Genomic DNA, 13716 nt, shown 5'->3' with positions numbered 1-13716 from the left:
AAAAAGGAGGACATAATTTGAGATTATTGAAAGAAGAGCGGGGGATTTCTTTAGTGGAGGTAGTCGCTTCGATTGTATTGATTACGGTTATTTTACTTTCATTTTTCAGTCTATTTCTCCAATCAAAAAAAACACATGTTGCTTCTGAATCTATTATAGATGCGACTTATGTTGCTCAGCAGGAAATGGAAGAATTATACGGCTTTATTTTAGATCGGAATGATTCTTGGTTTAAAGACTCTGCAAATACAACAATTACCTTACCCAATTCTAATATGAAATTTACTTATACAACGGAATGTGGAAAGGATTGCAAAAAGTTTGTATATATTTATTCAGACAGTAATGGGGTTTCTAAATATAACGAAAAGCATTGGATACAATTAGAAAATAAATCTAATAAACTAGTACATGTTTTTATAAATGTACCCAAAAAAAATAGCTCTTCACCTGTAAAAATGGAATCTATTTTCCGTTGGGGGAATTAATATAATGATGCATTTAAAAAGTAATCGTGGCTTAACCTTAGTTGAAGTTATAGCTATTACATTAATCACTTCTATTATAGCAATTTTAATATTCAGTATTATTCAAACTAGTGTAAAGCAGAAAGAACTTCAAACACAAGAAACCCAAGATTTATTTGACATAACTTATGCTCTTAAAATAATAACAAAGGAAATTCGATATTCAACAGCGATTGAAGTCAAAACATCTGAATTAATATTAACAATTCCAAATTCTACATTTGATAAAAGCATAACTTATTTAATAAAAGAGAATCAGTTAATTAAGAAAATTAAAATTATAAGTAATGGTAATGTAATAAATCCCGAAAATGTAGAAATAATTACAGATAGTTTAGGTTGTGGAGAGTTTAAACTTGATGAGGATAATATTAATGTCGTAATGATAACATTATCGAATACGAATAGTTGCGCAAATGGTCAAAATACAGAAATTCATTTAAGAAAGGGGCATTAATATGAAAAACTTAAGACAAGAAAATGGGTATTCAATGCTTCTCGTAATTTTCGCTACAGTACTTATTTCTATTTTGGGTCTGACCCTAATAACAATAAATACAAATTCATTAATAACTTCAAAAAACGAAGAGGTTGATCAATCTGTTTACTATGTTGCAGAAGCAGGGTTAAATGTAAAAACAGAGAAATTAATTAGCATTATTAATTCTGCCTTTAAAGATACTATTAATAATAGAAAAGTAGATTTTAATAAAGAACTTTATAATTACGAAGTCAACTACAAAAAGAATTATTCTACAAATAAAGTTAATTATTGCGGTTTTATATATACCTACAATTTTAAGGAGAATTATAAATCTTATATCGAAAATCTCTATTTAGTTAATACCAAAAATTTACAAGAACAATTTACCGATTTCAAAAACCCAGATTCAATAGCAAATTTTTCTATTAAAAAAAAAATTTATAATGATGAACTTACATTTGATATTGAGTCAACAGGTTCTTTACAAGAAAAGACACGTACTCTATTAAATAGTTTATCTATAGATTTCAAAAGGTATGGTATCAATACTGTTGTTGGAAATTGTAGTGGCGGAAACACTACCCCACCCACACTTAACGGGATATTACTTCCCCCTAAGGGCAGTTCAGAACAAGGAATTCTAAGTATCTACGTAGCCGACAGTGAAGTTAATATTAATGGTACAGGTAATCAAAAGCTCATTATCGGGAACATCGATATTAATAAAATAAATAACTATTTACCATCATCAACAAAATATAAAAATATGATAAAACAGTTAGTAGAGTCAGCTAAAGAGAATTATAATACGACTAAGAATTACGGTACGTATAAACATAATTTAACGACACAGAATTTCACAGTTAACAAGAACGATACGTTAACCCTTATCGTCACAACTGAGCAGTTTAAAAATATTTCTACTTTAACTGTCAAAGGTGGAGGTATATTAAATATTGTTGTAACTGAAGGAAATCCTGAAATTAAAGGTACGATTAACTCTAATGACGGATCAAAAATTAACCTTATTATAGAAGAAACTCCTATCCTTTATACAAACGAAGGTTTCAATTATAATTCTACAAATATTATTGCTTTAAACTCAGGGAATTTAATTTTAGAGGCACAAAAAGGGCACGTAAAAAAGAACTTAAATGGGGGAAATATTATTTCCAACACTAAAAATATTTCATTAAACGCTAGTAAGGATTACCCTAATGCTGGAATCTGCACACCGTTTGCATCTTACAGCAGTAAAGGTAAACAAACCTTGACTTCAATTGTGGTTAATAAGATTAAAACAATTAATGGATTTTCATCCAATATATTCAATCCGAATGGTAATCCTTGTGATTTAGGAAATTTCTTTGATTTTATAGATACTACGCCTCCTGTAATACCTAACTTAGATGGTCTAAACGAAGCCTTTGATTATGTATTGGAAGATATACGAGAAATCTAATAACCTTATTTTAATTTTTCGAAGTTTAAAAATCTCTCTCTCTTAATTAGATAAATAAATTTAAAAAATCTCATGGCAAAGCTAATACTATATTTGAAGTGACCCCTATAAGTTAGACACGGTTATTTCGTTTAGGCTGCTTGGGTAAACTGAGTTCGGTATTCTACCGGACTCAGTTTTAATTTTGCCTTTAAACGTTTTGTGTTGTAATACGTTATATATTTTTCAAGTTCCATTTTAAAATGTTCGACACTTTCAAATTCCTTTAAGTAGAGGAATTCTGACTTCATGATACCGAAGAAATTCTCCATGACAGAGTTGTCATAACAGTTTCCCTTACGTGACATACTTTGCACAATACCTCTTGATTCAAGAACGTGGCGATATTGGTTCATTTGGTAATGCCAACCTTGATCTGAATGCATCAGTAATTGATGTTCCTCTGGCAACCTCTCTAGTGCCTTATCCAACATTTCTGATACAAGCGAATATGTTGGTCTATGACCAATTGTGTACGTAATAATTTCGCCATTAAATAAGTCTAAAACAGGCGATAAATAGAGCTTTTGATCAAACAGCTTAAACTCCGTAATATCTGTAACCCATTTTTCATTCGGTCCTTCTGCTATAAAGTTCCGATCCAATATATTAGGCGCAATCTTACCGACTGTACCTTTATATGATTTGTATTTCTTCATACGCACTAAGCACTTTAAACCTAATTCTTTCATGATACGTTGAACCTTTTTATGATTCACTTTTTGCCCACGATTTGCTAGCTCATCACGAATACGTCGATAACCATAACGACCTTCGTGTTCGTTATAAATTTCTTGAATTTCGGCCTTTAACTCGGCATCTGTATCTTGGCGATCCATCTTCTTCACTAAATCATAGTACGTACTACGTGGAATGCCTGCGAATGCCACAAGCGCTTTCACCGAGTATTTATGCCTTAATTCATAGACGACTTTTACTTTGTCTTCTTTGGTGATTTTTCCTTGGTTTGAACTAAGGCGTTCAACTTTTTTAAATACTCATTTTCCATACGTAGACGATTGATTTCCGCTTGAAGCGCTTCAGGTGAGCCTTCTACTGGTGTTAGTTTTGAATGTTTGTTCGTTTCTTTTTTCATGGATGTACGCCCCTTTTTCTTTGATTGAAGGGCATCGAATCCTTTAGTTTCAAACTGTTTTCGCCATTGAAGTATGGATGATGGTGCTGCTATACCAAAGATAGCCGCTGTTTCATTTAAGGACGTACCGTATTCAATCATATAATTTAGTACGTCTAGTTTAAACTGCGCTGAGTAATTTGTATATCGTTTTATAAAGGCGTCTGCACCATTATGTTCATATTGTTTGACCCATATATGAATTGATTTATTATCCGTACCTATCGACTTTGCGATTGAAAGATAACTCTCATTACCTTTCAAAGCTCGATTCACTGCCTCGAGCTTTTCCTCAGGACTAAATTTAGCCATAGAAAAACTGCACCTCCAATTGTTAGATGTGTCTAACAATTGGGGTGCAGTTCAATTTTGCTATGGGATTATTTTATTTACCCCATATTTATTTAGGATATAGATAATACATTTGGTAACCAGCCATCACTGAGTATGAAAGAATTACCCTAGGATAACGCCGTGAGTCAAGCAACATTTCGGCTATTTTAGAAGGGATTTACCAATTAAGTACACCGCATCACCCTACTCACTCCATTTAAATTAAACCAATTACGAAAGAAACGGTAATGTTCCTCATACGAAACTATTGTCGGTTTACGAACATTCAGTGCCTTTTTCCCATTCAAAAATACTAAATACTCTATACGAATTATCATACGTAAACTTATATATTTCTGCTTTCTCTTCAAAAAATCAAGTTTATAAACTTTTTTACACAAAAAAATCGCCTACCTTAACTAAATTAATAGTTAAAGTAGGCGACAACGTTCTAATTCTAACAAGAAGGTGGGATACTCATTAGAACCTTCTATTTAGTTTGCTTCCCCGACATGCATCGGATCAACACGCTTCGTCCCGACCATATTAAACAACACATTCAAGAAAATCGCCGTTACAGACCCTGCAACAATCCCATTAGAAGTCAAAATCGACATCCAAGAAGGCAGGTTTTCGAAAATGCCTGGTACTGTGGCAACGCCGATTCCTAAACCAACGCCAAGTGCTGCTACCATTGCGTTTTCCATTGATTTCGCGATTTCTGGTGCTAGCATTCTAACACCTTGTGTAATAACCATACCGAACATTGCAAGCATCGCTGCACCAAGTACTGGTGTTGGGATAATAGTAGTTAATGCTGCTAATTTTGGCAGGAATCCAAGTGCTACCAGCATACCGCCAGTAATGAAGATGACTTTGCGGTCGCGTACGCCTGACATTTGGATCAGTCCTACATTTTGTGAGAATGTAGTATACGGGAAGGCATTGAAAATACCACCGATGATCGATGCTAGTCCTTCAGCACGGTACCCTTTAGATAAATCTTTTGAAGTTAAATCTTTTTTTGTAATATCACTTAATGCATAGTAAACACCTGTTGATTCAACTAGTGATACCATCGCCACCAATGTCATCGTTAAAATAGCAGAAGCATTGAATGTTGGTGTTGCCAAGTAGAATGGTTGCATAATGTGCAGCCAAGATGCTTCAACAACCGGGGCAAAATCAACTTTGCCCATGAAAATACCGATTACTGTTCCTGACACCATACCTAGTAAAATTGCAATCGCACGAACGAAGCCAACTGTGAAGCGGTAAATTACTAAAATAATTAATAATGTAATAAACGCTAACGCCACATTTGAACCTGATGCAAAGTCTGCCGCCCCTTGTCCGCCAGCCATATTGTTGATAGCTACTGGGATTAAGCTGATTCCGATAATCGTAACGACCGAACCTGTTACAACAGGCGGGAAGAATTTAATTAATTTCCCGAAAAGACCACCGATTAATACGATAATCAAACCAGATGCGATAATCGCGCCGTAAACATCACCTAAGCCGCCGCCAGAACCGATTGCAATAATCGGGCTTACCGCTGTAAATGTACAGCCTAATACAACCGGTAATCCAATTCCTATCACTTTACCTTTCCATACTTGGAACAGTGTTGCTACCCCACACATGAAAATATCGATTGCGACTAAATACGTCATTTGCGCTGAACTGAATCCTAATGCCCCACCGATAATTAACGGTACTAAAATGGCTCCTGCATACATTGCCAACAGATGCTGAATTCCAAGCATTGTTGCTTTCGTGTTATTCATAAAAAGTTTTCCTCCAATATATGTGTACTCTTGCTGAGTCAATTTACATCGTTTGAACTTTATTACCTTTTAGAAATATGTGCTGCTTAATTAATCGTAAAACTCTACTTTGCCGTTTGCCAATGATTTAATATTCGCCAATGATTCGATGCGCAGTCCTTGCTCGCGTAAAATTTTTCCGCCCTCTTGGAAGCCTTTTTCAATTACAATGCCGGCTCCGACAATTGTTGCACCTGCCTGGTTCGCAATATCGATTAAACCTTTCAACGCTTCACCATTCGCTAAAAAGTCATCAATGATTACGACATTATCATCCGCCGTAATAAACTTATTCGATACCGAAATTTCGTTCGTTTCGTTTTTCGTGAATGAATGTACTTTCGATGTGTACAGGTTGTCGGTTAAAGTAAGTGATTTGCGTTTGCGCGCAAAGACAACAGGTGCACCTAGTGTTAACCCTAAAAAAGTTGAAGGGGCAATACCAGATGATTCGATCGTCAATACTTTCGTAATGATTTGGTCCGAGTAACGCTTCGCAAATTCGTCTCCGATTTCTTTCATTAATAACGGGTCAATCTGATGATTTAAAAATGAATCTACCTTTAACACTGTATCTGAAAGCACTTGGCCCTCTTTTTCTATTTTTTCCTTTAAAAGCTTCATGATAAAAGCTCCTTCCCATTTGAATGTAATCAAAAACAAAAAACTCGAAAGGCAAGCTCCCTACGATGAGTGGAGCAAGACTTCCGAGTAAGTTCAAAAGTAATAACAAATGTTTTGTGCAAATATATAATAATTGGACAAATACATTCATTAAGCATGCTTCACTCATAGTCGGTTTATTTACGGTAAACCGGTAGAAACTTGCAAGCCTTATCCTTGCTATTATATGAGTGGCGAATATTTAATTTAACAATATGAATGTTCCAATTATAATCATGGAAATGCTAGTTTGCAATAACATTTAAATAATAAAATTATTCTTATTTTTCGGAAATTTAGTTAAAAAGTAAATTTTATTAGGGATAATGTTCGGTTTTAAGCATTTTTCTGTAAAACTTTTGATAAATTTTCTTTGAATTGTTCGAACTTCGAACCATCCGTACTGAAGTAGCTCATGCTGCGCGTAACAAAAATCATCACCTTTTTGCCATCTTCATATACCATTTCCGCAAACGGTCCGGTCTGTTCGAGTAATTGCACTTTTGTTACATCTTCATTATAAATGACTAAACGGTCAGCATACCGCGCTTTAAATTGCTCGTATGCGGCAGTCCCTTGCAAAATAATAATTTCCGGCTGAAACTCATCCATTACTTCTTTAAAAATGAGATTTCCCCGCTCAAAATTAGCGGTATCCTCTTTTTTCGCTACTTTCGCTTCATCGGCTGATTCCAGCTGATATGTATTCAGCGACGTATAAATGAGCGATTCGTGATGATTGTTTTCCAGCCAATTTTCAAACTGCAATGAACCTTTAAATTCACGGGGTGCCCCTTTAATTTCACTTAAATATAGATCCTGGAAAAGATCTCTGTTCACTAATGAATCTGCAAAAGTCTGCTCACTACGGTCTTCCACTTTAAATAGCGGCACCGCATGCGAGCTTACTAGGAAAATACGTGATTTGTACGGGTTCCCTTTTGTGAGAAACGGTCGATACATCACCTTTTTATCATCTTCCCCTGTTAACCAAGGATAGACTTTTTTATAGAAACCTTTTGAAATAGGCATGTTTTCACTTCCTTATTCTTCAGCGTTACTCATTTTTTTATTTCTTTTATAATACCACTGTTGCAGCAATCGTACTCGGGAAATTTAATCCTCAGTTATATACTGGTTGTCCTCAATCAGTCTAGCATAATACTCAATCACTCTCACTTAATCCTCACTTTCCCCTATATATTCCTCACTTGAAGACAAATAATCCTCAATACAACAAAAAACGCAATGAAAGCCTATAAGCTCACATTGCGTTTCAGAAATTAATTATTTATTTGATAAGTCGCAGTCCTGTAAAGGAACGATTTTCGTTTTATGTTTAAATTTGTAGCCAAACCATAAAGCGGCAAACAATGGTAAGCCGATATATGAAACGACGACACCGTACCAGTCAATTGTTCCACCCGTAAATGCCATATAGTTTTGACCTAGCACGACAATCATACATAGGGCAAACGCGAATAGCGGTCCGAATGGGAAGAATTTGGATACATACGGTAAATCCCTCAATGAATGTCCTTGTGCGACATATGCACGGCGGAAGCGATAATGACTGATGGCAATACCGAGCCAAGCGATGAACCCGGACATACCGGACGCATTCAACAGCCAAATGTAGACAACACCGTCACCGAAAAAGGATGCCAGGAATGCTAACGAACCGACTGCTAATGTAGCTAAAAGTGCATACATTGGAATACCACGCGATGTTACTTTCATGAAAAGTTTCGGTGCTTTTCCATCTACCGCTAACTGATAAAGCATACGACTAGCTGCATATAATCCTGAGTTCCCTGCAGATAACATAGCCGTTAAGATAATGGCATTCATAACAGATGCCGCAAACGCCACACCTAGGTTTTCAAATACTAATGTAAATGGACTTGTCGCAATATCTTCAGATAAAAGACGTGAATCCGTATACGGGATCAGTAATCCGATTGCACCGATTGCGAAAATGTAAAACAACAGAATACGCCAGAATACTGAACGAACTGCTTTTGGAATGTTTTTGCCTGGATCATCTGTTTCCCCTGCCGTTACCCCAAGCATTTCCGTACCTTGGAATGAGAAACCGGCTGCAAGGAAAATACCGAACAGTGCAAGGAAACCGCCATTAAACGGTGCATCATCTTTGAAGAAATTCGTAAAGCCGACCGGATCGTTCCCGCCTAAAATTCCGAAAATCATTAAGAAGCTGACAATGATGAAGACAATTACCGTTGCAACTTTAATCATCGCAAACCAGTATTCCGCTTCACCGAAAGCTTTTACAGACGCTAAGTTAAATGATAAAACAACTACGATAAATAAAATGGTCCATAACATTGAAGAACTGTCCGGGAACCAGTATTTCATAATTAACGAAACGGCCGCAATTTCTGCTGCAATTGTAATCGCCCAGTTGTACCAATAGTTCCAGCCAAGCGCAAAGCCTAAAGCCGGATCAACAAATTTTGTTGCATACGTACTAAACGAACCGGATGTTGGCATATAGGCAGCCATTTCCCCTAATGATGTCATTAGGAAATACACCATAACGCCGATCAGCGCATATGCGAGCAATGCCCCACCAGGACCCGCCTGTGCAATCGCACCACCTGATGCTAAGAATAAACCTGTACCGATCGTTCCGCCAAGCGAAATCATCGTTACATGGCGACTTTTTAAACTTTTTTTCAACCCGTTATTATTACCGAGCTGATCTATTTTAATCTCACTCATGAATATAAAACTCCCTTTTTGTTTTGTTGGTGAAGTGTAAAAGAAAAACCACCACAAGTTTTTGTGATGGTTATAGTTACACCTCATCAAACTTGAAAGATAGCTCAACACATGCTCACACATGTGACAGTTCTGTTCCTTATCGGAAACAGCCCCAGCATTATTTTCAAGAAGAAAAATAACACTTCGGCAACCATTCCTTTCATAAAGCTTCACCGATTCTTCCTAATCTCAGCTATACTAGTCTTAATGATTGCGACCTCTACCTCATAATTTACATGAGGTAATGTTTTATTTAATTTAATTGAATCAATGATTAAAAGTCTAACATAACATTTTTTTGATAGCAATGGCTTCACCTTTATTCTGTTTTTTATGAGTATTCACACTACTCTAACATATATCAACATACAAAAGGAGAATCGAAAATGGACACACAACAAGTAAATCAAAATAGCAAAAAAATACTATCCAACCGACCGCTCATCTATTTTATGGTAGCCGTATTTTTATTTGCGACCACATTACGTACACCGATTACATTGATCGGCCCGATTATTTCATTTATACGTGAAGGGCTTGGGATATCGAACTTTCTTGCAGGCTTTTTAACGACCATTCCTTTAATTGCCTTTGCGGTTGTATCACCATTTGCACCACGCATTGCCCGTAAGTTTGGGATTGAATGGACATTATTTTATTCCGTCATTTTACTTTGTGCAGGGATTTTACTGCGTTCGCTAGGGGCAACGTCTTTACTCGTTATAGGAACAATATTAATCGGGGTCGCAATTGCATTCGGGAATGTTCTTATCCCTAGCTATTTCAAATGGAAATTCCCATTACATATCGGATTATTAACAGGGATTTATTCCGTTTCAATGAACATTTCTTCCGGAATTGCTGCAGGCTTCAGTTATCCTATAGCGGCAAACGCAGGATGGCAAATCGCAGCAGGTATTACAATTATTTTAGGGATTCTTACATTACTAATCTGGCTGCCGATTTTGCGCCAGGAAAAAATTGCATTAAATATGCCGACATCGCAGACTAAGAAAACGCAAATGTGGAGGTCACCGCTTGCCTGGGCAGTCGCTGGAGCAATGGGATTCCAGTCGTTCATATTTTACTGCTCGTCTGCATGGTTGCCGGAAATCTTCATTAGCCAGGGCCTTGATGCTACAGCGGCCGGGTGGATGGTATCCGTTATGCAGTTTGCACAAATTCCGATGACATTTATTATTCCGATTCTTGCAGGGAAAATCGCTTCTCAACGTCCAATCGTCATTTTCTTTACGATTTGTTACTTAGTCGGTTTTACTGGTGTCTTAATGGAATGGACAAGTCTTGCTGTCGTATGGATGATTTTATTAGGCTTTGCAGGAGGGGCTTCGTTTGGTTTAGTACTGATGCTGTTTTCATTGCGCACAAAGACAGCCTATGATGCAGCTGAACTTTCCGGCTTCGCACAATCAATCGGTTATTTTGTTGCCGCAATCGGGCCAGTTTTGTTCGGCTTTGCACATGATTTGACGGACAGCTGGACAATCCCGATTGTGCTGTTCATTCTCATTTCTGTTCTATTGTTTTTGGCTTCCTTTATGAGCTCAGACAATCGTACAATATAACCAAACGTATGTACCCTTTTATGATATAATAACCGTAGTAAATAAAAGGAGTACAGAACTATTGCGTAAAAAGAGAAGACGGAATAAAAAACGCCTGCCAGTAATCCCGCTATTTTTCATCGCATCGGCTGGTACAGCTGGTTTTTATGTAACGAAAACATCTGAAGGCATCGGTATGGGAATTGTCGCTTATTTCGTTCTATATATCGCGTTTAAAATTTGGCTGAAATCGCTGAAGACGAGGAAATTGCGGAAGTCCGGCATTCGCGAAGTCGATAAAATGACCGGTGAAGATTTTGAGAGATTTTTAGGCGAATTATTTAAGCGCCGCGGATTTAAAGTGAGCTATACCGCTACGAGCGGTGACTACGGTGCCGACCTTATTTTAAAGGACGGAAAAGATATTATTGCAGTCCAGGCAAAACGCTATTCCGGTACTGTCGGTGTAAAAGCGGTACAGGAAATTATCGGTGCGGTAAAAATGTATGAAGCAACAGAGGCATGGGTTGTCACAAACAGTCATTTTACACGCCAGGCCGAAAAACTTGCCGACATCAATGACGTTTATTTAATCGATCGAGATGAATTGATTCAAATTATGTTAAATAAAAGGTAAGAAATAGGTGTGCAGAGGCTTTCGCTTTCTGCACACCTATTTTTAATATGGCTGCTGCTGGTATAGGTAGTTTGGTTTTTTAATCGTGTTGGCAATCGGTTCATGATACAGGTCGGTCGTTGCAGGAGATAATGGCGGGACAAGCCATACCCAGTTCCCTGTTACTTCCCGGCCGCTTGCATGTTCCTGCTTTTGAAACAGCTGAAACTGCTGGGCAGCGGTATGATGATCAACAATACTTACGCCCGCTTTTTTAAACGAATGCAGCACCGCAACATTCAGTTCTACGAGTGCACGGTCCTTCCAAAGCGACGCATTCACTTCAGTATCCAGTCCCATTGCTTCCGCCACTTTCGGCAGGAAATTATAGCGGTACGTATCCGCCAAATTGCGCGCCCCGATTTCCGTCCCCATATACCACCCGTTAAACGGCGCTGCCTGAAAATCAACGCCCGCAATATTAAAACGCATACTCGAAATAATCGGTACTGCATACCATTTCATATTTAACTTTGAAAAATCATAATCCGGATGGGTAATTGCTACTTCCAGCACATGCTTTTCAGGAATTTCAAAAAACATTGGCTCCCGGTTATCTACTTGAATGACAAGCGGTAAAACATCATAGTTTGAACGTGCACCTTGCCAACCGAGATTTTCACATATTTTCGTAAACTCAATCGAGTCCGAATCTCCAACAATCCCATCATCTGTTTCATAGCCAGCATAGCGAATGAGCTGGTGGTTCCACACCCGTACACGTTTCGGGTCAAACAGTGTAATGGCAGGTCTGATTTTTCCGTTGTTTGTCGCAAAATCGATATGGTGTAGAAGCGCTTCATAAATTTCGACCTCATTTAATAAATGGCGCTGATCAAACACATTTAAGCTATTCCAAAACAGGCGTCCGATACATTTATTGCTGTTGCGCCATGCAACCCGTGCACCGTGCGTAAGCTCATCTGTCGTTAAAGTGAAATCAGGAAGATGCGCCTCTTTCTTCCGTTCTTTCAGCCACTCTTCTGACTGCTTTGTTTCTTTTTTATATAAAGTTAGGAATTCTATTCGTTCATGCAATACTGTAGTCGTTGTTGCCATTGTTTCATCCCCTTCTAATCCCATTTTGGCGCCTTCGATAGGGAATCTCAACAATACAACAACCGGTTAAAACATGTATTTTTCATATATGACTAAAATTGTTCATAATGTTTATCTTTTATAAGGCGAATTAAAATCTTACCTTGATGCTTTCTACTTTCGATTAGGCGATGCGCCTCCTGAACTTCCTCCAAATCAAAGACTCGCGCAATTGGAACGCTTAATTCTCCACCTTCGAACAATGGAATAATCCGTTCAACAACAGGAGCGAGTCGAGCAGGAGCTTCTTTACGAGTTGTACCTAAGCTGAAACCTTTTATGTTTCGGCAGCTATTGTGCACATCGCTTGTTGATATTACACCAGCTTTTCCACTACTGTTTCCAAACTGCACTAATGTGCCAAAATTAGCTAAGCATTCAAGACTTGCCTTTGTAACATCACCAGCGACCGAATCAAAAATCACTTGTGCCCCTTCACCATTAGTATGTTGCTTAACGCCATCTACAAAGCTGTCGTAAGTAAACACATCATCAGCACCTATACTCAGAACATAATCTTTCTTACTTAAATCACCGACAGTTCCAATGATTTTTGACACACCATAATGTTTTGCCAACTTCACAAGCATTGTCCCCACACCACCAGCAGCGCTATGTACGACAATTGTATCTTCCTTTTGTACATCTCCAATTTGTTTAAGTAATATCTCAGATAATATTGTCACGGTTGGAAGTGCTGCGGCTTGTAATGGATCGATTGTTTCGGGAATTTTAAAGGTTAATGATTCCTTCGCGGCTACTACTTGCTGATAAGAGCCCCCATTAGGGAATGCGAAAACATAATCTCCTTTTTGAAATACAGAACTTTTACTTTCGATGACGTGCCCTACAATATCTAAGCCTAATGTAATCGGAAATGTACTCTGACCTTTACTTCCCATGCGCGTTTTAATATCTGCATAATTTACACTCGTATATAGCCCCTGTATTAATACTTCTCCCTTTTGAATGGCAGGTATTTCTACATCCTCTAAAATTAAAACATCTGCCGTTCCTGCTTTGTATTGACGTACACTTTTCATTTCACGCACTCCCCTTTATTTATTTCAAATAAAATAGCCGCCCGGATTCGGACGGCAACTCTTCGTTCAACAACA

At 37.6% G+C, this 13716-nt stretch carries 12 protein-coding genes and 2 riboswitches; of the genes, 5 read left to right on the top strand and 7 right to left on the bottom strand.

From position 1 onward, the window contains the following. The first annotated feature begins 17 nt into the window (after positions 1 to 17). Genes MHH44_RS02005 through MHH44_RS01995 form a run of 3 tightly spaced genes read left to right on the top strand, consistent with a single transcriptional unit; the run spans position 18 to position 2473 of the window. Positions 18 to 488: a type IV pilus modification PilV family protein gene (locus tag MHH44_RS02005; protein WP_340797641.1), complete on the top strand. Its 471-nt coding sequence runs from the start codon at positions 18 to 20 to the stop codon at positions 486 to 488. A gap of 4 nt (positions 489 to 492) precedes the next feature. Continuing rightward, complete coding sequence (locus tag MHH44_RS02000) at positions 493 to 984, top strand: hypothetical protein (protein ID WP_340797640.1); 492 nt, start codon at positions 493 to 495, stop codon at positions 982 to 984. Position 985: 1 nt separating this feature from the next. Beyond that, a complete protein-coding gene (locus MHH44_RS01995; protein WP_340797639.1) occupies positions 986 to 2473 on the top strand; it encodes a hypothetical protein in 1488 nt (495 codons plus the stop codon). A 131-nt stretch (positions 2474 to 2604) separates the two neighbouring features. Here MHH44_RS01995 and MHH44_RS01990 read toward each other — a convergent pair. From MHH44_RS01990 to MHH44_RS01970, 5 genes are all read right to left on the bottom strand, one after another. Next, positions 2605 to 3959 (bottom strand): IS3 family transposase gene (locus MHH44_RS01990; protein ID WP_221712469.1). Its coding sequence is split into 2 segments (ribosomal slippage): positions 2605 to 3506 and positions 3506 to 3959, totalling 1356 coding nucleotides; the frame shifts between segments, so codons are not numbered across the junction. Positions 3960 to 4474: 515 nt separating this feature from the next. Then, entirely contained in the window at positions 4475 to 5770 is a 1296-nt protein-coding gene (locus MHH44_RS01985) for a nucleobase:cation symporter-2 family protein (RefSeq protein WP_340797638.1), read from the bottom strand. 90 nt (positions 5771 to 5860) lie between these two features. Next, positions 5861 to 6433 (bottom strand): xanthine phosphoribosyltransferase, encoded by a 573-nt coding sequence (locus tag MHH44_RS01980; RefSeq protein ID WP_008408004.1) that lies wholly within the window; start codon positions 6431 to 6433, stop codon positions 5861 to 5863. A gap of 148 nt (positions 6434 to 6581) precedes the next feature. Continuing rightward, a riboswitch (purine riboswitch) is annotated at positions 6582 to 6683 on the bottom strand. A gap of 125 nt (positions 6684 to 6808) precedes the next feature. Beyond that, positions 6809 to 7504, bottom strand: coding sequence for an RNA 2'-phosphotransferase (locus MHH44_RS01975; protein WP_340797637.1), 696 nt, complete (start codon positions 7502 to 7504; stop codon positions 6809 to 6811). A 255-nt stretch (positions 7505 to 7759) separates the two neighbouring features. Next, positions 7760 to 9217: an amino acid permease gene (locus tag MHH44_RS01970; protein ID WP_340797636.1), complete on the bottom strand. Its 1458-nt coding sequence runs from the start codon at positions 9215 to 9217 to the stop codon at positions 7760 to 7762. 92 nt (positions 9218 to 9309) lie between these two features. Then, positions 9310 to 9490, bottom strand: a riboswitch (Lysine riboswitch). 155 nt (positions 9491 to 9645) lie between these two features. Between MHH44_RS01970 and MHH44_RS01965 the strand changes: the two genes are divergently transcribed. Next, positions 9646 to 10845 (top strand): CynX/NimT family MFS transporter, encoded by a 1200-nt coding sequence (locus MHH44_RS01965; protein WP_008408001.1) that lies wholly within the window; start codon positions 9646 to 9648, stop codon positions 10843 to 10845. A 61-nt stretch (positions 10846 to 10906) separates the two neighbouring features. After that, a complete protein-coding gene (locus tag MHH44_RS01960; RefSeq protein WP_340797635.1) occupies positions 10907 to 11461 on the top strand; it encodes a restriction endonuclease in 555 nt (184 codons plus the stop codon). A gap of 42 nt (positions 11462 to 11503) precedes the next feature. On the opposite strand, the gene MHH44_RS01955 is transcribed toward MHH44_RS01960, so the two are convergent. Together MHH44_RS01955 and MHH44_RS01950 are read right to left on the bottom strand one after the other, a co-directional pair. After that, positions 11504 to 12559 carry a nitric oxide synthase oxygenase gene (locus MHH44_RS01955; protein WP_340797634.1) on the bottom strand — a complete coding sequence of 352 codons (1056 nt, stop codon included), beginning with the start codon at positions 12557 to 12559 and terminating at the stop codon, positions 11504 to 11506. Between the two features lie 92 nt (positions 12560 to 12651). Then, on the bottom strand, positions 12652 to 13641 hold the full coding sequence (locus tag MHH44_RS01950; RefSeq protein ID WP_340797633.1) for a quinone oxidoreductase family protein: 990 nt from the start codon (positions 13639 to 13641) through the stop codon (positions 12652 to 12654). Positions 13642 to 13716 lie beyond the last annotated feature (75 nt).

The organism is Solibacillus sp. FSL K6-1126, assembly GCF_038003445.1.
GTDB classification, from domain to species: Bacteria; Bacillota; Bacilli; order Bacillales_A; family Planococcaceae; genus Solibacillus; species Solibacillus silvestris.
Note: the sequence above shows the minus strand (reverse complement) of the source record. Positions and strands in the feature narration are given on the sequence as shown.